The 23,816-nt window shown below is 64.3% G+C and carries 21 protein-coding genes and 1 tRNA gene; 9 read left to right on the top strand and 13 right to left on the bottom strand.

Annotated elements, in window-relative coordinates; genetic code table 11:
- Positions 1–253: 253 nt before the first annotated feature.
- Positions 254–1,147, bottom strand: a complete 894-nt coding sequence (locus tag JN302_RS14020) for an N-formylglutamate amidohydrolase (protein ID WP_202312921.1) — start codon at positions 1,145–1,147, stop codon at positions 254–256.
- 211 nt (positions 1,148–1,358) lie between these two features.
- Here JN302_RS14020 and cpdR point away from each other — a divergent pair, with 211 nt between their 5' ends.
- Both cpdR and JN302_RS14010 read left to right on the top strand, forming a co-directional pair.
- Complete coding sequence (gene cpdR, locus JN302_RS14015; RefSeq protein WP_202312920.1) at positions 1,359–1,721, top strand: cell cycle two-component system response regulator CpdR; 363 nt, start codon at positions 1,359–1,361, stop codon at positions 1,719–1,721.
- 104 nt (positions 1,722–1,825) lie between these two features.
- Positions 1,826–1,900: transfer RNA gene (locus JN302_RS14010), tRNA-Val, on the top strand.
- A 102-nt stretch (positions 1,901–2,002) separates the two neighbouring features.
- Here the strand turns inward: JN302_RS14010 and JN302_RS14005 are convergent.
- The gene (locus JN302_RS14005; protein WP_202333295.1) at positions 2,003–3,040 is read right to left on the bottom strand and encodes a substrate-binding domain-containing protein; all 1,038 of its coding nucleotides are present in this window, start codon (positions 3,038–3,040) and stop codon (positions 2,003–2,005) included.
- A 273-nt stretch (positions 3,041–3,313) separates the two neighbouring features.
- Between JN302_RS14005 and JN302_RS14000 the strand changes: the two genes are divergently transcribed.
- The 5 genes from JN302_RS14000 to JN302_RS13980 all read left to right on the top strand — a co-directional run bounded on the left by JN302_RS14000 (position 3,314) and on the right by JN302_RS13980 (position 9,097).
- On the top strand, positions 3,314–4,360 hold the full coding sequence (locus tag JN302_RS14000; protein ID WP_202333294.1) for an ABC transporter substrate-binding protein: 1,047 nt from the start codon (positions 3,314–3,316) through the stop codon (positions 4,358–4,360).
- Positions 4,361–4,434: 74 nt separating this feature from the next.
- Entirely contained in the window at positions 4,435–5,253 is an 819-nt protein-coding gene (locus JN302_RS13995) for an ATP-binding cassette domain-containing protein (protein ID WP_202333293.1), read from the top strand.
- Complete coding sequence (locus JN302_RS13990; RefSeq protein WP_202333292.1) at positions 5,250–6,503, top strand: sugar ABC transporter permease; 1,254 nt, start codon at positions 5,250–5,252, stop codon at positions 6,501–6,503. The genes JN302_RS13995 and JN302_RS13990 overlap by 4 nt, the downstream gene beginning before the upstream one ends.
- A 124-nt stretch (positions 6,504–6,627) precedes the next feature.
- Positions 6,628–7,356, top strand: a complete 729-nt coding sequence (locus JN302_RS13985) for an SDR family oxidoreductase (RefSeq protein ID WP_202333291.1) — start codon at positions 6,628–6,630, stop codon at positions 7,354–7,356.
- A 127-nt stretch (positions 7,357–7,483) separates the two neighbouring features.
- Positions 7,484–9,097, top strand: a complete 1,614-nt coding sequence (locus JN302_RS13980) for an FGGY-family carbohydrate kinase (RefSeq protein WP_202333290.1) — start codon at positions 7,484–7,486, stop codon at positions 9,095–9,097.
- 394 nt (positions 9,098–9,491) lie between these two features.
- Here the strand turns inward: JN302_RS13980 and JN302_RS13975 are convergent, their stop codons facing one another.
- Positions 9,492–9,749 carry a hypothetical protein gene (locus tag JN302_RS13975; protein WP_202333289.1) on the bottom strand — a complete coding sequence of 86 codons (258 nt, stop codon included), beginning with the start codon at positions 9,747–9,749 and terminating at the stop codon, positions 9,492–9,494.
- Here JN302_RS13975 and JN302_RS13970 point away from each other — a divergent pair.
- Positions 9,658–9,951 (top strand): hypothetical protein, encoded by a 294-nt coding sequence (locus tag JN302_RS13970; RefSeq protein ID WP_446720755.1) that lies wholly within the window; start codon positions 9,658–9,660, stop codon positions 9,949–9,951. The two genes, JN302_RS13975 and JN302_RS13970, sit on opposite strands and share 92 nt — an antisense overlap.
- A 41-nt stretch (positions 9,952–9,992) precedes the next feature.
- Complete coding sequence (locus tag JN302_RS13965) at positions 9,993–10,586, top strand: OmpA family protein (RefSeq protein ID WP_202333287.1); 594 nt, start codon at positions 9,993–9,995, stop codon at positions 10,584–10,586.
- 619 nt (positions 10,587–11,205) lie between these two features.
- Here JN302_RS13965 and JN302_RS13960 read toward each other — a convergent pair.
- From JN302_RS13960 to JN302_RS13915, 10 genes are all read right to left on the bottom strand, one after another.
- Complete coding sequence (locus JN302_RS13960) at positions 11,206–11,589, bottom strand: rhodanese-like domain-containing protein (RefSeq protein WP_202312910.1); 384 nt, start codon at positions 11,587–11,589, stop codon at positions 11,206–11,208.
- Positions 11,590–11,708: 119 nt separating this feature from the next.
- Positions 11,709–12,554 (bottom strand): EamA family transporter, encoded by an 846-nt coding sequence (locus JN302_RS13955; protein ID WP_202312909.1) that lies wholly within the window; start codon positions 12,552–12,554, stop codon positions 11,709–11,711.
- 16 nt (positions 12,555–12,570) lie between these two features.
- Positions 12,571–13,473, bottom strand: a complete 903-nt coding sequence (locus JN302_RS13950; protein ID WP_202333286.1) for an endonuclease/exonuclease/phosphatase family protein — start codon at positions 13,471–13,473, stop codon at positions 12,571–12,573.
- A gap of 86 nt (positions 13,474–13,559) precedes the next feature.
- Positions 13,560–16,745, bottom strand: a complete 3,186-nt coding sequence (locus JN302_RS13945; RefSeq protein WP_202333285.1) for an efflux RND transporter permease subunit — start codon at positions 16,743–16,745, stop codon at positions 13,560–13,562.
- On the bottom strand, positions 16,742–17,875 hold the full coding sequence (locus JN302_RS13940; protein ID WP_202314752.1) for an efflux RND transporter periplasmic adaptor subunit: 1,134 nt from the start codon (positions 17,873–17,875) through the stop codon (positions 16,742–16,744). The genes JN302_RS13945 and JN302_RS13940 overlap by 4 nt, the downstream gene beginning before the upstream one ends.
- Before the next feature lie 503 nt (positions 17,876–18,378).
- Positions 18,379–19,443: an ABC transporter ATP-binding protein gene (locus JN302_RS13935; protein ID WP_202312906.1), complete on the bottom strand. Its 1,065-nt coding sequence runs from the start codon at positions 19,441–19,443 to the stop codon at positions 18,379–18,381.
- 14 nt (positions 19,444–19,457) lie between these two features.
- Positions 19,458–20,249 (bottom strand): ABC transporter permease, encoded by a 792-nt coding sequence (locus JN302_RS13930; RefSeq protein WP_202333284.1) that lies wholly within the window; start codon positions 20,247–20,249, stop codon positions 19,458–19,460.
- A complete protein-coding gene (locus JN302_RS13925; protein WP_244846655.1) occupies positions 20,246–21,112 on the bottom strand; it encodes an ABC transporter permease in 867 nt (288 codons plus the stop codon). Before JN302_RS13925 ends, JN302_RS13930 begins: the two co-directional genes overlap by 4 nt.
- 91 nt (positions 21,113–21,203) lie before the next feature.
- On the bottom strand, positions 21,204–22,310 hold the full coding sequence (locus JN302_RS13920) for an ABC transporter substrate-binding protein (protein WP_202312901.1): 1,107 nt from the start codon (positions 22,308–22,310) through the stop codon (positions 21,204–21,206).
- A 317-nt stretch (positions 22,311–22,627) separates the two neighbouring features.
- On the bottom strand, positions 22,628–23,800 hold the full coding sequence (locus JN302_RS13915) for an iron-containing alcohol dehydrogenase (RefSeq protein ID WP_202312899.1): 1,173 nt from the start codon (positions 23,798–23,800) through the stop codon (positions 22,628–22,630).
- Positions 23,801–23,816 lie beyond the last annotated feature (16 nt).

Here is a 23,816-nt window from a genome sequence, read left to right as displayed (position 1 = left end):
GGATCACAGCGCATTTGCCACATCACAGTGAATTAAAAAAGCCTGAAGTCGGCTTGACATTTGTGCGCCGCACCATACGCTGCTTATCGGACAGGTTCTCCTGTCCATGCCCTCCTTGGGCGTTTCCTCCCTAGACTTCGACCGCGCCTCGGCGCGGTCTTTTTTTGAGTCCGAGCGGCAGCCGGACACCGGCCGGCCACGGATCGCCCAGTCACTCGGCCCCTGTCACTCGGCCCCTGTCACTCGGCCCCTGTCACTCGGCAGCGAGCGGCGGCACATCGATATGGTGCTCCGGCAACGCCATCAGATCGGCGACGAAGCGGGTGAGGTCGTCGGCCAGCGCGTCGAAGCCGACGCCCTTCTCGAAGGTCCGCTCGTTCATGTAGAGACCGCGATTGACCTCGATCTGCAGCGCGTGCAGGCCGCGCGCCGGACGGCCGTAATGTTCGGTGATGAAGCCGCCCGCATAGGGCTTGTTGTACGCGACCGTGTAGCCCATCGCGGTAAGAAGGCTTATCGCGTGCTCCGTCAGTGCCGGCGGCGCCGAGGCGCCGAAACGATCGCCGACGATGAAATCCGGCCGGACGCCCGTATCACCGACGCGGATGCTCGCCGGCATGGAATGGCAGTCGATCAGCACGGCCGAACCGAAGCGCGCATGGGTATGGGAGATCAGCAGCTTCAGGCACTCGTGATAGGGCTTGTAGACGATCTCGATGCGGTCGACCGCCTCGGCCAGCGGCAACCTTCCGGGATAGATGTCGAGCCCCTCCCCGACCAGCTTCGGCACCGTGCCGAGGCCACCTGCCACACGCGCCGAGCGGATGTTGACGAAGGACGGCACCGGCTCGGTGAACATGCGGGGGTCGAGTTCCCAGGGCTCGCGGTTCGCGTCGAGATAGGCGCGCGGGAAATTGGCGACCAGCATGGGCGCGCCCAGGGCCACGGCGCCCGCGAAGAGCTGATCGACGAAGGAGTCTTCCGAGCGGCGGATCTGATTGCGGTCGAGCCGCGTCATGGCAAGGAAGCGGTCGGGATAGTGCCGGCCGCTATGGGGCGAGTTGAAGACGAAGGGGACACGCTGTTCAGCGCTTGCCCTGATCTCGAAAGGACGGATCACGGAGAAGTCGTCGGCAACGCTGGTCATCGGCGGATACGCCGGGAAATGGTGTCGGACATGAAGCGAACCTGCCACCGGCACAGGCTCCTGTCCAGTGCGCGGGACCTGCCGTTTCGGCATGTCCGGCCGCCCGCCACACCTTCGCCATTCACTTGATCTTTACCGTCGCCTATTCATATGGCTGATGGTTAACGGGCCTGCCGGGCAGCAGGCTCGAGAATGAGTCGGACGGGACCCTATGGCACGAATTCTTCTGGCGGAAGACGATGACGACATGCGCCGTTTCCTGGTGAAGGCGTTGGAGCGCGCCGGCTACGACGTCAGCGACTTCGACAATGGGGCGAGTGCTTACGAGCGGCTTCGCGAGGAGCCGTTCTCGCTGCTCCTGACCGACATCGTGATGCCCGAGATGGACGGCATCGAACTCGCCCGCCGGGCAACCGAGATCGACCCGGACCTGAAGGTCATGTTCATCACCGGCTTCGCGGCGGTCGCGCTCAATCCCGATTCGAAGGCGCCGAAGGATGCCAAGGTGCTGTCGAAGCCGTTCCACCTGCGCGATCTCGTCAACGAGGTCGAGAAAATGCTGAAGGCGGCCTGAGCGCCGCCAAGGTGGATCGTGCACAGGCTGTCGCAGCCTGTGCATTTGACGATCAACCACTATTGACGTGTCCGATCAAAAGTGGTGTATGCGCCATCGCGAATGGGCGTGTAGCTCAGCGGGAGAGCACTACGTTGACATCGTAGGGGTCACAGGTTCAATCCCTGTCACGCCCACCATTCGTTCCCGGAAAGACCAAAGCATTTGGGCGACGACCGCGCCTCCGGGTGTCAAAATCGACTCTTGATGCGTCCCGACGCTCGCCTTCCGCCCTCCGCAGATCACACCTGCTGCGCACCGCCCTGCGCGCCGAAGAACAAGGTCGGCACCTGGACCACACCTTCCTTGGTCGATCCGGATTCGATGATCTCGAAGATCGCCTGGAGCATGGTCGGCACGTCCTGGCGCACCATCTCGATCTTGTCGTCGAGCAGTTGCACGACCGGGTCCCAGTCGAAGCATCCCAGCACCGGCTCGAAAGGGCCATCGATCCTGCGCTCCCGGATCCAGCGCAGCACGCCTTCCAGCGAGATCGTCGAGTTCACGAACATGCCCCGGGGCAAGGCCGCGCCGCCCTCGACGAGATTGATCAAGGCACGCTCGGCCTTTGCGGCCGCGTAGCCGCAGGTAAGGATATGGCTGTCGTCGACGTCCACCCCCATTTCCTCATGCGCGGTCCGGAACCCTCTCACGCGCTCCGAGGTGTTATGGTCGGTGCCGCGGCCGCCGACGAAGATCAGCGGCTCCATCCGCCCGAAGCTTCGTTCGCAATTCCGCAGGGTTCGCCTGGTCAGTTCGCGCGCGCCGCCGAAATTGTCCGATATGACCGACGGCGCGCGCGATCCCGGAAGATCCAGATTGATGCTGCGCACGCCGGCCGCCGAGCAGATCTCGGTGATCCTGTCGGGATCGGTCGCGCCGGTCGCGATGATACATTCGACCTGATAGGAAAGCATCGCTCGCGCGGCTTCCACTTCCAGTTCCGGGTCGCGGCGCGTGCAGGTGATGATCGGGAACAGCCCCCTGGTGCGAGCCATGTCCTCGAACAGCTCCACGATCGATCCGAAATAGCGATTGTCGTATTTGGGGACGATCATGCCGATCATGTGCGATTTCTCGCGGCGCAGCAGGCTCGCCTGCATGTTCAGCGCATAGCCCTGCTCCTCGGCCAATCGCGTGATCTTTTCGGCGAGCTGGCTGCTGATCCTGCGCTTCCTCCAGTTCCCGTTCAGCACGGAGCTGACAGCGCTCGCAGAGGTGCCGGCCAGTTCCGCCAGATCATAGATGGTCGGTCTCTTCGGCTGACGGACGTCGGTCACAAATCGCACTCCCTTTGCCGCAACTTGACACCATCGCCAATTGATGGCAACACTGCTTCATCGATTGAGCATCGATGCTCAATCGATGAAGGTCGCCAGTCGACGCTGGCATAGGGAGGAACTTCAAACACGTGGAGCAGGCTGCGCCCAGGGCACCGGGCAGATGTTGCCACGCCGTTCAAACAGACGCCGACTGAAGTCGACGATCGTCGAAGTCATCGATCCGGTGACGTCATCATGTCTTGCTTTTCCGCTTTCACCAAGGAGGAGAGAATGAACTACCGCAATCTTTTGTTGGCATCGGCGGCACTGGTCGTCGGGTTTGCCGGCGCAGCGTCGGCCCAGGAAGACGCCACCGTCGCGTTCCTGATGCCCGATCAGGCATCGACCCGCTACGAGCAGCACGACTTCCCCGGCTTCAAGGCCGAGATGGAAAAGCTCTGCCCGAATTGCACCGTGATCTACCAGAACGCCAACGCCGATGTCGCGCTGCAACAGCAGCAGTTCAATTCGGTCATCGCCCAGGGCGCCAAGGTGGTCGTGCTGGACCCGGTCGACTCCGCGGCAGCTGCCGGCCTCGTCACGCTCGCCCAGTCGCAAGGGGTGAAGATCATCGCCTATGACCGCCCGATCCCGGATACGCCGGCGGACTATTACGTCTCCTTCGACAACAAGGGCATCGGCCAGGCGATTGCGGAATCGCTCGTCAAGCACATGAAGGCGAGCGGCGTGGCCGAGGGATCGGGCGTTCTCCAGATCAATGGGTCGCCGACCGATGCCGCGGCCGGGCTGATCCGTGACGGCATCCATGCCGGGCTGGAGAACTCCGGCTACAAGACGCTTGCGGAATTCGACACGCCGGAATGGGCGCCGCCGAAAGCCCAGCAATGGGCTGCGGGGCAGATCACCCGCTTCGGCGCCGACATCAAGGGCGTGGTCGCGGCCAATGACGGCACCGCCGGCGGCGCTATCGCAGCCTTCAAGGCGGCGGGCGTGAACCCGCTGCCGCCGGTAACCGGAAACGACGCCACGATCGCCGCGCTCCAGCTGATCATCTCGGGCGACCAGTACAACACGATCTCGAAGCCTTCCGAGATCGTCGCGGCAGCCGCCGCCAACGTCGCCGTGAAGTTCCTCAAAGGCGAGACACCCGAGGCGAAGACGACGCTCTACGATACGCCGTCCGAACTCTTCGTTCCCGCCGTCGTCACTGTCGAGAACATCAAGGCCGAAATCTTTGACAAGGGCATCCAGAAGCCCGAAGAAATCTGCACGGGAGAATATGCCGAAGGCTGCAAGAAGCTCGGCATCACCCAGTAGAACACAGCCGCTCGCTTGCCCGGCCGGCCCTGCCGGCCGGGCATCTGTCCCCTCCGGCCACAGGCGTAACGGGCATGACCACCGACACCCGAGTGACCCCGCAGCGGGGTGAACGCATCCTCAGCCTGCGCAACATCACCAAGAAATTCGGCGCCGTTTCCGCCCTGACCGACATCGAGCTCGATGTCCATGCCGGAGAAGTCGTGGCGCTCGTCGGCGACAACGGCGCGGGCAAGTCGACGCTGATCAAGATCCTCGCCGGCGTGCACCAGCCGACGTCGGGCACGATCGAATTCAACGGCCGGGAGGTCGCGCTGGCCGATCCCGGGGCCGCGCTTGATATGGGCATCGCCACGGTGTTCCAGGACCTCGCTCTCTGCGAGAATCTCGATGTCGTGGCCAATCTCTTCCTTGGCCACGAGCTTTCGCCGCTGCGGCTGGACGAGGTCGAGATGGAAGTCCGCGCCTGGACCCTGCTGAGGGAACTGGCCGCCCGCATTCCTTCGGTGCGCGAGCCGATCGCTTCGCTTTCGGGCGGACAACGCCAGACCGTCGCCATCGCGCGTTCGCTGCTGCTGAACCCCAAGGTCATCATGCTCGACGAGCCGACCGCCGCGCTCGGCGTCGCGCAGACCGCCGAAGTTCTGAACCTCATAGAGCGCGTTCGCGATCGCGGCATCGGCGTCATCATCATCAGCCACAACATGGAGGACGTACGCGCCGTCGCCGATCGCATCGTGGTGCTGCGGCTCGGCCGCAACAACGGCGTGTTCACGCCCGAAGCCACGAACCAGGAACTGGTCGCCGCGATCACCGGTGCGACCGAGAATGCCGTCTCCCGCCGCCAGGACCGGAAGGCCTCCGAGGCCCACTCCCAGGAGCAGAGCCTATGAACCAGGATGTCAAGCAGCAGGAAGCTCCCGCGCTCGACCGCGGCGACACGCGCGTGCGCCACGACGAAGGGCTGACGGGCGCGCTGAACGGCTTCATCGACCGGGTGCGCTCGGGCGATCTCGGCATGCTGCCTGTCGTCGTCGGGCTGATCGTGATCTCAGCCGTGTTCTCCAGCCTGAACCCGGTGTTTCTGGCTCCCAACAACCTGGTCAACCTGCTCTTCGACTGCGCCACTGTCGGCGTGATCTCGCTGGGCATCGTCTGCGTCCTGATGCTGGGCGAGATCGACCTATCCGTCGGCTCGATGAGCGGCTTCGCCTCGGCGCTGGTGGGCGTGCTCTGGGTGAATTCCGGCTGGCCCGTCGCCGGAGCGATCGCCGTCGCCATCGTGGCCGGCATGGCGGTGGGCGCCCTCTATGCGTTCCTTTACAATCGCCTCGGGATGCCGAGCTTCATCGCGTCGCTGGCCGGCCTTCTGGCGATACTGGGAATGCAGCTCTACATCCTGGGACCGACGGGCTCCATCAATCTTCCCTATGCGTCGCCGCTCGTCAGGTTCGGCCAGATCCTGATCATGCCGGCCTGGCTGTCGCATCTGCTGGCGCTGGTTCCCGGCCTGGTGCTTGTCGTCACCGGCCTGGCCACCATGAACCGGCGACGCGAAGCGAAACTTTCCGCCCAACCGCTTGCCAACCTCATTGTCAAGGCGGCCCTGCTGACGGCGGCGCTGGAATTCGCGGTCTACTATCTCAATCTCGGCCGCGGCGTGCCCTGGATGTTCGGCCTGTTCGTCTTGCTGGCCGTCGTTCTGAACTACGCCCTCACGCGCACCAAATGGGGCCGCTCGATGTTTGCCGTCGGAGGCAACCGCGAGGCGGCGCGCCGGTCCGGCATCAATGTGCGGCGGATCTACATGTCCGCCTTCGTGCTCTGCTCGACCCTTGCCGCCCTCGGCGGCGTGCTCTCGGCGGCGCGGCTCGCCTCTTCGAGCCAGCAGGCCGGCACCGGCGACGTGAACCTCAACGCCATCGCCGCGGCCGTCATCGGCGGCACCAGCCTCTTCGGTGGCCGCGGCAGCGCCTATTCCGCGCTTCTCGGCATCATCGTCATCCAGGCGATCTCCAACGGGCTGACGCTGCTCAACCTGCCCTCCTCGCTTCGCTACATGATCACTGGCGGGGTCCTCGCCATCGCGGTCATCGTCGACTCGCTGGCCCGGCGTTCTCGCGTCAGCCACGGCCGCGCCTGATAACAGAGCAATTCCAGCAAAAGTGTGCAGCGGTTTTGCGTCCGGAATTGCGTAAAAACAAAGAGTTAGAGAATTTCCGCGATTTGCAGAAAAGCGGAAATGCTCTAGGAAAGGAGACCGGACCATGGCTCAGCAACTACAAGGCAAGGTGGCCGCCATCACCGGTGCGGCCTCCGGCATCGGGCTGGAATGCGCGCGCACATTGCTGGGCGAAGGCGCCAGGGTGGTGCTGATAGACCGGGCAGAGGACCGGTTGAAGGCGCTCTGCGCCGAAATGGGGCCGAATGCTTATCCGCTTGTCGTCGATCTGCTCGACGGCAAGCAGCTTTCGGGCATCCTGCCGCGGATCCTCGAACTGGCCGGAGGGCTCGACATCTTCCACGCCAATGCCGGCGCCTATATCGGCGGACCGGTCGCCGAGGGCGACCCCGATGCCTGGGACCGGATGCTCAACCTCAACATCAACGCGGCTTTCCGCTCGGTCCATGCGGTCCTGCCGCATATGATCGCGCAGAAATCCGGCGACGTCCTGTTCACAAGCTCGATCGCCGGCGTAGTCCCGGTCATCTGGGAGCCGATCTACACCGCATCGAAATTTGCGGTGCAGGCCTTCGTGCATACGGTGCGGCGCCAGGTCGCCCAGCATGGCGTCCGCGTCGGCGCCGTTCTTCCGGGCCCGGTGGTGACGGCGCTGCTCGACGACTGGCCCAAGGCCAAGATGGACGAGGCCCTGGCGAATGGCAGCCTGATGCAGCCGAAGGAGGTCGCGGATGCCGTGCTCTTCATGCTGACGCGGCCGCGCAATGTGACGATCCGGGATCTGGTCATCCTGCCGAACAGCGTCGACCTGTAGGAGACCTCCCGAAATCGACGCCGCCCGTCCCTTTTAAGCGCGTTGTTCGTATCCCCTCGCCTCTGAAGCTCGATTTCATTCGGAGACGGGACAGCCGGCCGGCATCTATCTGAACAGGGTGAGTAGCATGAAGCAGCCTGGCATCCACCTGATCGGCGTCGATGTCGGCACCGGCAGCGCTCGCGCCGGTGTCTTCGACCGCGACGGCCGGATGCTCGCCTCGGCCAGGCGCGACATCACCCTGTGGCGCGAACATGGAAATCTGGTCGAGCAATCCAGCGGGGAGATCTGGGAGGCTGTCTGCGCCTCCGTTCGCGAGGCCGTCGAAAATGCCGGCATTGCCCCGGACACCGTCGCCGGCATCGGCTTCGATGCCACATGCTCGCTGGTGGTGCTGGGCCCGGGCGGCAAATCCCTTCCCGTCGGCCCCTCCCAAGACGCCGACCGCGATATCATCGTCTGGATGGACCATCGCGCCACCGGCCAGGCCGAGCGCATCAATGCCACGGGCCATGAGGTGCTGAAATATGTCGGCGGCCGTATCTCGCCCGAGATGGAGACACCGAAGCTGTTGTGGCTGAAGGAAAACCGTCCCGAAGTGTTCGCGGCCGCCTGGCAGTTCTTCGACCTCGCCGATTTCCTGACCTGGCGTGCGACGGGAAGCCTCGCGCGGTCGACCTGCACGGTCACCTGCAAATGGACCTATCTCGCGCATGAGCGCCGCTGGGACCCGAATTACTTCCGCACCATCGGGCTCGAGGAACTGGCCGACGAAAGTTTTGTCCGCATCGGTCAGGAGATCGTCGACCCCGGTACGGCCCTGGCCAGCGGCTTGACCGAGCGCGCCGCGAAAGAGCTCGGACTACCCACGGGGACCGCGGTCGCCGCCGGTATGATCGACGCTCACGCCGGCGGCATCGGTACGGTGGGGATCGGCGGTGCGCCGCAGGCCAATCTTGCCTATGTGTTCGGCACGTCTTCCTGCACCATGACCAGCACCGCCGGGCCGGTCTTCGTCCCCGGCGTCTGGGGTCCCTACTATTCGGCGATGGTGCCCGGCATGTGGCTGAACGAGGGCGGCCAGAGCGCGGCGGGCGCGGCGATCGACCAGCTTCTGCGTTTCCACCCTGCGGCTGCGGAAGCCGCCGAGCTCTCGCAACGCAAGGGCGCCGCGCTGCCCGTCCTGCTCGCCGATCTCGCGGCGGCGAAATGCAGCACACCGAGCGAAGCGGTGAAGCTGGCGACCGGTCTTCACGTCGTCCCGGAATTCCTCGGCAATCGCGCACCGCACGCCGATCCGCATGCGCGGGCCGTGATCGTCGGCCTCGGCATGGAGCGGGACATCGACAGTCTCGTTGCTCTCTACGTCGCCGGTCTCTGCGGTATTGGCTACGGCCTGCGCCAGATCATCGACACCCAGGCCGAAGCAGGTGCCGCGGTCGAAAATGTCGTCATCAGCGGCGGCGCAGGCCAGCACGAATTTGTCCGCCAGTTGCTGGCCGACTCGAGCGGCAAGCCCGTCGTCGCACCGAGGGCATCGGAGCCGGTGCTGCTGGGAGCGGCGATCCTCGGCGCGGCCGCAGCTGAAAAATTCGCGGACATGCGCGACGCCATGGCGAGGCTTTCCTCCGCCGAGCGCACCTATCGGCCCGCGCAGGGGGAGATCGCCGATATCCACCGGCGGCGCTTCGAAGGTTTCAAGCGGTTGCAGATCGACGCGCAGACGCTCAGAAGCTGCTAGCCTCGGCCAGCGAGGCAGCCGCCCCGGCCTAAGGCCGCGCATCTCGGACGAGGCTTTTCGCACCGGGTCGAGAAAAGCGGTCCTGTCGAACAGCCGCCGGACAGGAAAGATTGAACGAGCAGAGTTTTCGAACCCGGCTCTTCGCCGCCGGATGCGCGAGCTTCCTGTTCATTCGGCCGCATCTTGATTTGGGCGGGATCGCCCACGCCGTAACCTACCGTAAACTACGTCCATCTGCCCGCGGCATCTGCCTATGCTGACTTTCAGGGGCACGGCAAGATTCTTTGAGAAAAGCAGATTGGAATTGCAGTTCGAGAAAGTCGCCGGCGCGCCGCCGCGATCTGGACTTCAACAGAATCGGCTTTTGTGCTGAGCTGTGATGTGCCTGGATTACTCAATGGAGAGAAGGTATGAGATTCAAGACAATTTGCCTCGCGCTTTGCTTAACCGCTTCGTCTTTCATCACGCATCCGGCTGCCGCCCAGACCATGAGCTTCGGGGATTCGGTTGGGCTGTGGGCGCAGGCTTGCCGCGCCGATGTCGAAAAATCCTGCAGGAGCATAAGGCCGGGCAGCGGCAAGCTGGCTTCATGCCTCCAGGCAAAGGCCTCTTCTTCCTGCAAGTCCGCCACGGCGGCATTTGTCGCGAACATGGAAGCCCGCCTTGCCGCCGAGCAGGCCGCGCCGCAGCTTTGTGCCTTCGACGTCAAAGAATTCTGCGCAAGCCAAGGGACAGGGCAGGCCCGGAAACTGCACTGCCTGATGCGGCGGGACAATTTCCGGAGGCTGACGACAGCCTGCAAGCAGGCCCTGCAGGCCGCCGGCTGGCTCGATCAGATAGCGAAGATCCAGTAGCAGGGCAGCGGTCAGGTGAAAGGCAGATCAGGGGACGGAAGATGAAGAGTAAAGAAGCGCTACTCCTTGCAACGATGCTCGCTCTCGGCGCGGTCGCGGGCCAGTCATACGCGCAGGAAGGGATCACATATGGGCAGGCGATCAAGGAGTTAAGTCAGACTGGCAAATCTGCCGAGAAAGTCGGTGTCGATACGGAAGCAATTCGTCGCGATATTCAGGCCCGTATCCAGGCGGATGGCACGGAAAATGCCACCGGCGCCCCGCCTATTGCGGACGTATTGAAGAATCTTCCGAATTTCATCGTTCAAATCCAGTTCGATCTGGGCTCCGACGTCATCCGACCCGAATCCTGGGTTACCGTGGGACGCATAGCCGATGCGCTTCACCATCCGCTTCTCATGAGCAACCGCTTCCTCGTCGTCGGCCACACAGACGCCAAGGGAACACGGACCTACAATCTCGAACTGAGCCAGAAACGCGCCGCGGCGGTCGTGGAAATGCTGGTGAACACGTTCCGCGTCCCACAGGGTCAGTTGGTTGCATTGGGCCTGGGGGAAGAGCAGCTCTTCGATCAAAAGGACCCGTTCAGCGGCGCCAACCGGCGTGTCGCGATCCTCAATATTGGTCCGCTCTGACAAGCAGCTGAGGCGTTCTTTCTGACTCGCCTCGAAGCAATTGCGGGCGGCGCTATTTGAGAATTTGCTGAAGCATGTCTCCCGAAAGTGGGTACCGGTTTCGGGAGAAGGGCATGCGTAGCTTATGGCGGGCTCCCGGGCCGAGGCCCGGGAGTTCGTCGCTTGCCATCTTGCATATACGCCTTTTGGTCAGGTAGCCGCCCGTCACCTGCGCGATAGACTTCCAGTCGGGACGTGGGATTCACTGAAAGGGATGCCGCCTACCCGGAAGCCGAGCGCGAGAGGCTCGGGCTTCTGAAGTTCAAAAAGATGTAGTTCGCAGGGGCGAACGAAAAGCGGCCGGCGGTTGGCATGACGATCCATTGCCGATCTGCCGGCTGCTTTATTTATCCCTCGCCTTCGGTCGGCGTGTCGTCCTCGATCTCATCTGTTGGAGAACCATTGCCTGGGCGCTACTGCCAGTTGGCGATGGTTGCGCTGCCCATGGTCGGCAATTGTTTCGTACGCGTCCCACTCGATCCACACCGTAGCGCCGGCCGGCTCGAACCGGCGAGCATGCAAATCGGTCCGGCGCGGCGGGCCGGACCGCGCTGAGGCGTGTACCGATCGGCAGCCCCCGTCAGGCCGGCTTGTCGACTTCGCCGCCACCCTCGGCCCAATCCTTGAAGGCGCCGAGATTGTAGACCTTCTCGTAGCCCATGTCCTTCAGCACCTTGCCGCTGAGCGCCGAACGGCCGCCGGAAGCGCAGTAGAGGATGATCGGCCGGTCCTTGCGAAACTCCGCATTGTGGTAGGGCGTGTCGGCATCGGCACGGAATTCCAGCATGCCGCGCGACACATGCAGCGCGCCTTTGACCTTGCCGCTCGCCTGCAGTTCCGGCGCGTCGCGAACATCCACGACGAGAGCACCTTGCTTCGATATCATCTCGCGCGCCTCCTGCGGCGAGACCTTCGGCACCGCGGCATTTGCCGCTGCCATCATTTCCTTGACGCTCGTGGCCATGTCTTCCTCCATTCGGGCAGAGGTCCAAGAATAGAACCGATGCGGAAAACGACAAGCGGTCGTTTTTCTTCCAAGCCGGCAGGCGGGCTGTTGCGGAAGACTGATGATCTTCGCGGATGTCAGCCCAACCGCAACGCGATCACCCCGGCGACGATGAACAGCGCAGCCGCGATGCGCCATGCCGTCAGCCGCTCGCGCAGCGCGAGGAAGGAGATCGACATGGCGAAGAGAATCGAGGTCTCGCGCAACGCGGCGACGGAAGCGATCGGCGCCTTCGTCATCGCCCACATGGCGATCCAGTAGGCCCCGGCGGCGAGCGCGCCGGTGACGACGCCTGTCTTCCATTCGAGCAGCATGGACGAGACGATCGGCCGGCCGCGTAGCCAAAGCGACAGAACGAGAGTCCACAGCCCGTCGACGACGAACAACCAGACGGCATAGGAGGAAGCGGTCGACGCGGCCCGCGCGCCGGAACCGTCCGTCAACGTATAGCCCGCCACGAAAAGCGAGGTGACGAGCGCGAAGCCGACGGCGCGGCGGTCGACCCCGCCGATATCGGTGCCGCCGCGAAAGGACATGAGCGCCGTGCCGGCGCACAGGAACAGGATGCCGGCCATGGCAAGCGAACCGGGAACTTCGTTCACCAGCAGAATGCCACCGAGCGTCGTCAGCAGGGGCGCGGTGCCCCGCGCCAGAGGATAGGCGAGCGAAAGGTCGCCCGTCTCATAGGCCTTGATCAGGAACAGCCGGTAGCCGGTGTGCAGCGCGGTCGACGTCAGGATCCAGACCCAGACCATGCCGTGCGGCATCTCGACGAAGGGCAGCGCCGGCAGGGCCGCCACGCCCATCCCGAGAGTCATGAGCTGGATCGAGGCGAAACGGTCGAGCCGAACCTTGATCAGCGCGTTCCAGACCGCATGCATAAGAGCGGCGGCGAGCACCGCGACAAAGACGGCGGCGCTCATTCCGGCACACGCTCCGTCACCGCCCGTCCGCCGTTTCGAGATCGATATCGACCCAGACCGGGAAATGATCGGAGGCAGGTTCATCGAGATCGACGCGCAGCGAGCGTACACGCTGCGCCAGCATCCCGCTCACGAAACAATAGTCCAGCCGGCGCTCCTGCAGCGTGTCGTCGGCGAGCCGCCTCACATGGGTATGGGACACCTCCCCGCCGGCCGCCATCATCGTCGCGTCGACGAAACCGCCGAAACAGGCGACCGACGGATGGTATGGATTGGAACCTGTTATGCGCCGGTATTCGGCGCTGCCGGGCTCGCTGTTGAAATCGCCCATCCAGATTGCCGCGAGCGGCGCTTCGGGCTCTGGTTCCCCATTCGTCCAGTCGCGATGCGGCTCGTCGTCGGTGCCGCTCCACGGACCGCCCTCGAACGGCACGCGGCGATGGCGCTCCAGGAGAAAGTCGATCTGCTCGAGCCGCTCTTCGGCGCCGATATGGGCAAGGTGCAGGGAGAACACGCGCAGCGGCCCCCACGGCGTCCGGATCATGCATTCGAGCGCCGGGTTCTGGGTATTCAGCGGGCTCACCACGCGCCGCATGGGTAGTAGATGCAGCCGCGACCAGACGATCGGCAGGCGCGACAACAGCATGGTGCCGAATTGCCGCCGCCGATTGACCAGCCGACCGTCGGCGTCCCGCGTGCTGGCATCCATGTCGAAGGCCGGCCCGTAGACGAAGTGATGGTCCGGCAGGAGGCGCGACAGGATCTCGGGCTGGTCGTCATCGTTGCTGCGCCTCCAGTGACGCTCGACCTCCTGAAGCGCGATGACGTCTGCATCTGCCACGGCGCGGGCGATGCGCTCCAGATCGTAGCGGCCGTCGGCGCCGAAACCGTACTGGATGTTGTAGCTGACGAACTTCAACCGGATTGCCCCCTCACCCAGCGTGGCTTGTCGGCTGGCGACTGGCAAGGAGGGAACATGCCCGGCCCCGGTCGTGCAGGGACTCGCTATTCGGCGGGGCCGGGCATCTCGGCCGGCGCCGTCGGCGCAGGCACCCTCACGGGGAACAGCGACCGCAGCACGACATAGAAGACCGGCGTGAGGAACAGTCCGACGAAGGTGACGCCGAGCATGCCCGAGAAGACGGCCGTGCCGAGCGATTGGCGCATCTCGGCGCCGGGACCGACGGCGATGACAAGCGGCACGACACCCAGGATGAAGGCGAAGGCGGTCATCAGGATAGGCCGCAGCCGCAGACGGCATGCTTCGACCGCCGCCTCGACAACCGAGGCGCCACGTTCCTGCGCCTGACGCGCGAACTCGACGATGAGGATAGCGTTTTTTGCCGCCAGCCCGACAAGCACGATGAGGCCGATCTGGACGAGCACATTGTTGTCCAGCCCTCTCAGCGCGACGCCGACGAGCGCGGCAAGCACGCCCAGCGGCACGATCAGCACGATCGCGAAGGGCAGGACCCAGCTCTCATACTGCGCCGCGAGCGCCAGGAAGACGAAGAGCACCGACAAGGCGAAGATGAAGACGGCCGTATTGCCCGTGCTGCGTTCCTGGAACGCCAGTTCGGTCCATTCATAGGATGTGCCTTCGGGCAGGATCTCCTCGGAGATGCCCTCCATCAGGTCGAGCGCCGTGCCGGTCGAGACGCCGGGCGCGGCGCTGCCCTGGACCGGGACAGACACATACATGTTGTAGCGCTGCACCAATTGAGGGCCGGTGACATCGCGAATGTCGACCAGCGTTCCGAGCGGCACCAGTGCCCCCGTCGCGGAGCGGACCTTCAGCCTCAGAATGTCCTCCCGCTGCAGCCGGAACGACTGGTCGGCCTGCGCCTGCACCTGGTAGAGGCGGCCGAAGGCGTTGAAGTCGTTGACATAGGCTGCACCCAGATTGACCGACAGCGTCTCGAAGATGTTCGGTATCGGCACGTTCAGCATGCGCGCCTTGTTGCGGTCTATGTCGAGGAAGAACTGCGGGCTGGAGGCCGAGAAGGTCGTGAACACCCCCATCAGACCGGGCGTCTGGTTGGCCTTCGCGGCGACCTGGTGGGCGAGTTCGAGGATCTTGCGAATATCGGTGCCCTGGCGCTCCTGCAATTGCAGCTTGAATCCGCCCGAATTGCCGATGCCCCGGACCGGCGGCGGCGCCAGGGCGATGATGAAGGCCTCCTGGATGCTCTGCAGCCGGCCGAACAGGTTGCCGATGATCTTGTCCTGCGACAGCCCCTGCGCCAGGCGATGCTCAAAACTATCGAAGGGCGCGAAAATCACGCCCGCATTGCTGGCGTTGGTGAAGGTCGCGCCGGAGAATCCGGAGAAGGCGACGGAATTGACCACCCCCGGAGTTTCGCGCACGATTTCGGAAGCCGTCCGGATGACCTCGTCCGTGCGCGAAAGGGACGCCGCGTCGGGCAACTGGACGACCACGATCGCATAACCTTGGTCCATCGCCGGAATAAAGCCGCGAGGCACGGTCTCCAGCATATGATAGGTCGCGTAGAGGAGAACTGCGAAAGCCGCCAGCATGACGCCGAGCGCGACCCGCGTCCCCACCATGACCCGGACGATGCCGGCATAGCGATCCGCCATCCAATCGAAGCCGCTGTTGAAGCCGTTCGCCAGCGCATTGCCGAAGCGGGCGAGCAAGAACCTGGGCGGCTCGTGCGACGCCGCATGCGGCTTGAACAGCAGCGCCGCGAGCGCCGGCGAGAGCGTCAGCGAGTTGAAGGCCGAGATGATCGTCGACACGGCGATGGTGACGGCGAACTGCAGGTAGAACTGGCCGCTGATGCCGGGAATGAACGCCGTCGGCACGAACACCGCCGTGAGCACCAGGGCAATCGACACCACCGCGCCGCCCACCTCGTCCATGGTGCGGTGCGCCGCGTCCCTGGGGTCAAGCCCGAGGGCGATGTTGCGCTCGACATTCTCCACCACGACGATCGCATCGTCGACCACGATGCCGATCGCCAGCACGAGGCCGAACAAGGTCAGCATGTTGAGGGAGAAGCCGAAGGCCAGCAGGACCGCCAGCGTGCCGATGAGCGAAACCGGAATAGCGACGATCGGGACGATCGCCATGCGCCAGGACTGCAGGAAGACGATGATGACGATGACGACCAGCAGCACCGCCTCGAGGATGGTCTTGTAGACCTCGTTGATCGATTCGGCGATGAACTCGGTCGGGTTGTAGATGATCTGGTAGCCGATGCCTTGTGGAAAATCGCGCGACAGCCGCGCGATGGTTTCCTGGATTTCGGCCGATGCGGCCAGCGCGTTGGTGCCGGGCCGCTGGAAAATGGCCAGGGCGACCGCGGGCTTTCCGTTCAGGTAGGAATTGGTGACGTAGCTGCGCGCGCCGAGCTCGATGCGCGCCACATCCTCCAGCGTGACCAGTCGGCCGTCCTCGGTCGACTTCACGATGACATAGCGGAAATCGCGCGCTTCGTTGAAACGGCCCTGCGTCGTGACCGTATACTGGAAAGCGTTGCCCTGGTTGGTGGGCGGCGCTCCGATCGCGCCTCCCGAAACCTGGACGTTCTGTTCGCGCAAGGCGTTCACGACGTCTCCGGCCGTCATGCCGTAGATGGAGAGCTTCTCGGGATCGAGCCACACGCGCAGCGAATATTCACGTTCCCCGAAGATTAGGAGATCGCCGACCCCGTCGAGGCGAAGAAGGATGTCGCGGATGTTCGAGCGGGCGTAGTTCGACACGTAGAGCTGGTCATAGCTGTCGTCGGGCGACAGCATGTGGACGACCATCATCAGGTCTGGCGAACTCTTGGTGGTGGTCACACCCAGCCGGCGCACCTCCTCCGGCAGCTTCGGCTGGGCGATCGACACGCGGTTCTGCACCAGCACCTGGGCCTGGTCGAGATCGGTGCCGAGCCGGAATGTAATCGTAAGCGACATCGAGCCGTCGCCGGTCGAGTAGGAGGACATGTAGAGCATGTTCTCCACGCCGTTGATCTCCTGCTCCAGCGGCGTCGCCACCGTTGCGGCGACGGTATCGGCGTCCGCTCCGGGATATTGCGCGCGCACGACGATCGTCGGCGGCGCGATCTCGGGATATTGCGCCACAGGCAGTTGGGAGTAGGCGATCGAGCCGACGATCAGGAACACGATCGACAGGACCGAGGCGAAGATCGGCCTGTCGACGAAGAAATGCGCGAATCTCATCGCGGCAGCTCCGCAACTTCCGCTTCGGCGGGAAGCGTCACCTGTTCGGCCTTGACCTTCACGCCCGGCCGGACGCGCACCAGCCCGTCAACGACAATCGTCTCGTCTCCGGTCAGGCCGGTTCGGACGACACGATAGCCGTAGAGTATGGGACCCGTACGGATAGGCTTGGCCGATATCGTTCCCGTCTCGTCCACCACATACACGACACGTCGGTCCTGGTCGGCGCCGATCGCTTCGTCGGGAACGAGGATGCCCTTATAGGGAAGCGAGCCCGGCATGGTGATCCTGCCGAACATTCCAGGTTGCATTATGCCGTCGGCATTTGCGAGGCGGGCCCGCATGCGCATCGTCCCCGTCTGCGAATCCAGGCGGTTTTCCGAGAAGTCCAGCTTGCCGGCGAACGAAACCGGGTCGCGATCGTTCAGCCTGACGCTGACGTCGAGTCCGCCGGCGCCCTCCTGAAGCGATCCGCCGCGCTCGCGCGCGTCGCGCGCATAGGCAAAGGCCGAACGCTCGTCGATGTCGAAATAGAAGTCGATCGGATCGAGCGACACGATGGTGGTGAGAAGGGTACTGTCGGCCTGGACGAGGTTTCCCGGCGATACCAGCCTGCGGTCGATGCGCCCGGAGATCGCCGCCCGAATCTCCGTGAAGTCGAGATTGAGGCTGGCGTTGCGCAGGTCCGCCTTGGCGCCTTCGAGCTGGGCGAGCGCCGAGAGATGCTCGCGGCGGCGATCGTCGAGCACGGAGATCGCCAGATTGCCCGACTTGGCGAGCGCGTCGGCCCGTTCGAGCTGCGACGTGGCGAATTCGAGCACCGAGGTCGCGACGTCCACCCGCGATTTCGCCGAGTCGTACGCGGCCTGATACGGCCGCTTGTCGATGGTGAAGAGAAGGTCGCCCGTCTTCACCATGGCGCCGTCCGTAAAATGAACCTCGTCGAGATAGCCGCCGACGCGGGACCGGACGTCGACGGAATCGACCGCCTCGAAGCGCCCCACGAAACTGTCGCTTTCGACAACCTGGCGGACAACCGGCTTGGCGGTGGTCACGACAGGGAGATTTTCCTGGGCGCGCAGGCCGGTGGGAAACCACAGCAGCAGAAGCACGGCCGCGAGGCGCGGCATCAGGGGCGTCGAGCGACCAAACTCTCTCAAGCGCTGCACATCCGTTCCTTTACAGAGTTGTTTCGACATTCGAGGGCCGAGGGATGCCAGCGACCGACCACCAGGCTACGCCCCGGCCGGCCGTAGCCGCCACCCCACCGCTTCATGCCGGCGATGGGAGCCGGTCACAGGCTTCCATGTCGATGCCCGGGGCTCCGCGCGGCCGCTTCAGCGCGCCATCGGCATTCCGGGTTTCAGAAGCGATACATCGCGCCGTCGGCCGATCCTTCCGACGTCCGGGCGATACCGAAGGCACGAAGGCCGTTTTCCGTGTTTGCCGCGATAAGGTCACCTTGCTGGACTTCTCGTCTTCCCCGCGCCCGCCTTTCTATACCGATTCCGCAGCCGGGTGGCGAGACCGATGATCGATCACGACGACGTGTAGCCGTTCGACGATCGGTAGCCGGCCATCATGAAAAGTGGCGCCGTCCCCCGGCGGACCGCCCTGCAGCGCGCCGCGAGCCTCAGTGCAGGACCAGGACGTCGCCCGACGAGAAGCTGATCTCCGTCTTGGCGCCGACGGCGGGCGGCGGCGAGGCGGGATTGTTGAACGTGTCGAGCGAGACCGCGTTCTGGCCGATGCCGACACGCACGCGGATCACCGAGCCCAGGAAGCTGACATCGGCGATCTCTCCGCCGAGGCTGGTATCGCGGCCGGGCTGGCGGCCGAGCGCAATGGCTTCGGGGCGCAGCGCCAGCGAGACCGCGTCGCCGGTCTTGGCGCCGTTCAGCGATCCCTTGAGCGAAAGCTGGCTGTCGCCAAGCCGCACCGTGCCGCTCGAAGCATCCGCCACCGTGCCTTCCAGCACGTTGAGCGTGCCCACGAAATTGGCGACGAAACGGGTCGCCGGCCGGTTGTAGATCTCGAACGGCGTGCCGACCTGTTCGGCCTTCCCTCCATACATGACGACGATGCGGTCGGAGATGGACAGCGCCTCTTCCTGGTCGTGCGTGACGAAGATCGTGGTGATCCCCAGCGCCTTCTGGATCGAGCGGATCTCGTCGCGCAGCGCGACTCGCACCTTGGCGTCGAGCGCCGACAGCGGCTCGTCGAGCAGCAGCAGCTTGGGCTTGGGCGCCAGCGCGCGTGCCAGCGCCACACGCTGCTGCTGGCCGCCGGAGAGCTGGTAGGGGTAGCGGCCGCCGAAATCGGGCAGCTTGATGATCCCGAGCATCTCGGCGACGCGGGCATCGGCCTCGGCCTTGGGCACGCCGGCGACCTTCAGCCCGAAGCCGATATTCTGCGCCACCGTGAGGTTGGGGAACAGCGCATAGGCCTGGAACACCATGCCGACATTGCGCTGGTTCGGCTTCAGCCTGGTGACGTCCTTGCCGCCGACGACGATGTTGCCGGCGCTCGGCTCCTCGAAGCCGGCCACCATGCGCAACACGGTCGTCTTGCCGCAGCCGGACGGCCCGAGCAGCGAGATGAACTCGCCGGCGCCGACATCGAGATTGAAGTCCTGGACGACGGTCGCGCTGCCGAAGGATTTGCGGATGTGCCGTATGCTGAGGAAGGGATCGGCCATGGCTTTCTACTTTCTCAATTCGGCCGGCTGGCCGATTTCGGCGCGAAGCGCGACAGGATCTGGATCACCGACATGCAGCCCCAGGTGATGGCGAAGGCGATGATGGCGAGTGCCGCCGGTTCATAGGCACGATTGGCGCCGATATTCTGCAGATAGGGGCCGAAGGCCGGCCGGTTGAGCAGGCTAGCCATGGTGAACTCGCCGATCACGATGGCGAAGGTCAGGAACGCACCCGACAGGACCGCGATCAGCACATTTGGCAGGATGATGCGGACGACGATCGTGGTCCAGCCCGCGCCGAGGATCTGCGCGGCCTCGGTCAGGGTGCGCACGTCGATGGTCCTGAGACCTGTGTCCACGGCCCGGTACATGTAGGGCAGAGCGAGCGTCGCATAGCCGATGATGAGCAGCACGTCGGTACCGCGCGCCGTGGCCAGGAACGGCAGCGGCGACGACGAGCCATACATGCGGATGTAGCCGAAGACGATGACGATCGCCGGGATGATGAGCGGCAGCAGCGTGATGAACTCGACGATAGGCCTGAGCCACGGCATCCTGAGCCGGATCCAGTAGGCGGTCGGCACCACGACGAGGATGCCGAGCAGGATCGTGAACACGGCGACCGTGACGGAGTAGAGGAAGGTCTCCTGGAACCGGACGTCGCCGAGCACGACCCTGTAGGCATCGAAGGAATATTCGCCGCGCCGCATGCGCAGCGAGAATTCCAGCGTCGCGATCAGCGGCACGAAGAAATAGATCGCGCCGACGGCAAAGGTGAGCCAGGCCCAGAAGCGGGTGCCCTTCATCTCAGCCACCTCTCGCTGCGGGTCCGGAACCAGATGTAGAACACATTGGCCAGGCCGGTGATGACGATCATGCCGAAGGCCAGCGCATAGCCAAGATGCGGATTGTGCAGCACGTCGCCGCGGATCTGCGCGTAGAGCAGGATCGGCACGATGTTGAGCGAGGAGCCGGTGAGCGCATAGGCCGTTGCTATCGCACCGAAGGAATTGGCGAAAAGCAGGATCACCGTGCCGAGGAAGCTCGGCCAGATCACCGGGATGACCACCATGCGCCAGTACTGAAGCTGCGTGGCGCCGAGCGTGGCCGCCGCCTCTCCCCACTCGCGCTTCAATCCGTCGATGGCCGGCGTGATGATCACCACCATCAGCGGGATCTGAAAAAAGAGATAGGTGAGCGTGAGGCCCCAGAAAGACAGAATGTTGAAGCCATGCGCGTAGATATTGAAACCGAGGCTGCCGAGCAGCACGGTCACGAGGCCAAGCCGGCCGAGCGTCGCGAGGAAGGCGAAGGCGAGCGGCACGCCGGCGAAATTGGAGGCGACGCCGGAGAAGGTGAGCGTGGCCGAGCGCACCCAGCCCGGCAGGCCGCCGCGCACGATGGCGATCGCGATGGCGAGGCCGACCAATGCCCCGATCAGCGCCGAGGCCAGACTGATCCGGATCGAGATCCAGTAGGCCGCGACGATGGAGGGCTGCGACAGGGCGGCGATGTTGTCGAAGGTGAACTCGCCCTGATTGTTCTGGAATGCGCCGACGACCAGATACGCGGTCGGCAGGATCAGGAAGAACAGTGCGAAGAGGAAGAACGGCGCGACGCCGAGCCATTGCGTCGGAAGGCGCAGCCCGCGTTCCGTCGCGGGCGGCATCGAAAGATCTGCGGGCTTGGAGACTGCGGCATCTGCCATGGGTGGATCCGGTATGATCCGGGCGGCCGCTCGGCCGCCCGGAAGGATGAAGCTATTGCACGTTGGCGCCGACGACGGAATCCCAGCCCTTGGTGATGGCCTCCTTGGCGGCTCCCTGCTCGTCGAGCGTCGGGAAGGCGGCTGCCTCATAGGCAGCGGCCGGCGGCAGCTTGTCCAACAGTTCCTGCGGGATCAGCCCCTTCTGGGCCAGATCGTTGAAGCGGATCGGGTGGCAATAGCCTTTCAGCCAGCCGAGCTGGCCTTCGTCGGAGTAGAGATATTCCATCCACAGCTTGGCGGCGTTCGGATGCGGCGCATAGGCGCTGATGGCCTGGACATAGACGCCGGCGACGACGCCCGACTTGGGCACGACCACCTCGACGGGCGGATTGCCGTTCAGCGTGTCGCGGTCGGCGAGCGCGTTGTAGTCCCAGCGGACGAGGACCGGCGTCTGGCCTTGGGCGAGCGTCGCTGCCTTGCCGATGACGGGCACGAAATTGCCGTTCGCGTTCAGCTCCTTGAAGAATTCGAGCCCGGCTTCGCCGGCGGCCTTGCCGGCCGCGGCGCCCTTCGACAGGCCGGCCGCGTAGACACCCTGGATGGCCTGGTTCGAGGCCCGCGGATCACCCGCCAGCGCGACGGCGTTCTTGTATTCGTCCTTGAGCAGATCGGCCCAGTCCTGCGGCGCGTTGGGGACAAGGTCCTTGTTCACCTCGAAGGCGAGCACGCCGTAATAGTCGCCGTACCAGTAGCCCTCCGCATCCTTGGCGCTGTCCGGGATCGAATCCCAGGTCGAGACCTTGTAGGGCTGGATCAGGCCGTCGGCCTTGGCCTGCGGACCATAGGAAAGGCCCACGTCGATCACGTCGGGCGCCTGCGGGCCCTTGTTGTCCTTGTTGGCCTTGATCGCCTCGATCTCGTCGCTGGAGCCCGCGTCGGGATTGAGCTCGTTGATCGTGATTTCCGGGTACTTCTTCTTGAAGCCTTCGATGACCGCGCCGTAACCGCACCAGTCATGCGGCAGCGCGATGGTGGTGAGCTGTCCTTCGGCCTTCGCGGCCGCGACCAGCTCGTCCATGGATTGGGCCGACGAGATCGCCGTCGCCGCCATCAGCGACGCTGCGGTGAGGGAAAGCACTTTCCCTGCAAACTTGAACATGGTGTCTCTCCGTTGAACTGGCGTCACTCGGCGCCAGCGCTGCGGTATCCCTGTCAGATGACAGTTGCGTGAAACGCAGGCGCGAGCAGCCCCGAGACGTGAAAAGTTAACTACTTTTGCCAGCATGCCGCAATCGCCCGAACTATTTTTCCGGCTAAATATCGATGCCGTACGAAGCTTCGCCCGCCGCGCGTCCCATGGACGCCCAAAGGACGCTTCAAGCGCTTGGCCTACGCATCGTGCCTCGCGAAATCGTCTCCGGTTTTCGCGCCGATGCGTTTGCGGCAAACCCTTCTCCCCGCCTCCTTCGGGAAGGATCAGACCGTGCCTTCGATCGCCTTGTCGAGCAGCGCGAGCGCCGCCTTCTTGGTCAGCTTGACCGGATTGCCGCCGGCGGTGGGGTCGACCACAGCCATGTCGGCGATCAGGTTCTTGCGTTTCTTGTCCATGTCGAGCCCCTTGATCAGGCCCGGAAGCGCGTGCGGCACCTTCAACTCCTTACGCAGCTTCAGCACCGCCTTGGCGAAGCCGTCGAAGCCGCCCTTGATGCCGACATAGGCGGCAAGCCTGGCGATCCGGTCCTCCACCGCGTCGCGGTTGAAGGCCAGCACATAAGGCATGAAGACGGCATTGGTCATGCCGTGATGGGTGTCGTACAGCGCGCCGACCGGATGCGACAGCGAATGGATCGCGCCGAGGCCTTTCTGGAATGCGGCCGCGCCCATGGCGGCAGCCGACATCATATGGGCGCGCGCCGTCAGATCCTTGCCGTCGGCATAGGCCTTCGGCAGGTTCTCGAACACCAGCCGGATGCCTTCGACCGCGATGCCGTCGGCCATCGGATGGTAGCCCGGCGCGCAATAGGCCTCCAGACAATGGGCGAGAGCGTCCATACCCGTGCCCGCCGTGATGAAGGGCGGCATGCCCGACGTCAGTTCGGGATCGGCGATCACGATCGAAGGAAGCATCTTCGGATGGAAGATCACCTTCTTGGTGTGGGTCGCCTCATGCGTCACCACGCCGGCGCGCCCTACCTCCGAGCCGGTGCCGGCGGTCGTCGGCACCGCGATGATGGGAGCGATCGCGTCGGCATCGGCGCGGGTCCACCAGTCGCCGATGTCCTCGAAATCCCAGACTGGCCGGGTCTGGCCGGCCTGGAACGCGATCAGCTTGCCGAGATCGAGCGCCGAACCACCGCCGAAGGCGATCACGCCGTCATGCTTGCCTTTCTTGTAGACCTCGATGCCGGCGGCGAGGTTCGATTCCACCGGGTTGGGCTTGACCTCGGAGAAAACGCCGTGCGGCACCTTGGCGTCGGCGAGCAGCTTCAGGGTCCTGGCAACCACCGGCAGCTTGGCGAGGCCCGGATCCGTGACGAAGAGCGGGCGCTTGATGCCGGTGGCGGCAAGCGCGTCCGGCAATTCGGAGATACGCCCCTGGCCGAAGCGGACGGTGGTCGGGTAGTTCCACTTGGAGACAAGCTTGGACATCGATGGGAGTCTTTCG

It is taken from the genome of Mesorhizobium sp. L-8-3, assembly GCF_016756615.1.
GTDB lineage: Bacteria > Pseudomonadota > Alphaproteobacteria > Rhizobiales > Rhizobiaceae.
The sequence above is the reverse complement of the archived record's forward strand: the minus strand, read 5'-3'. Positions and strand labels throughout refer to the sequence as shown.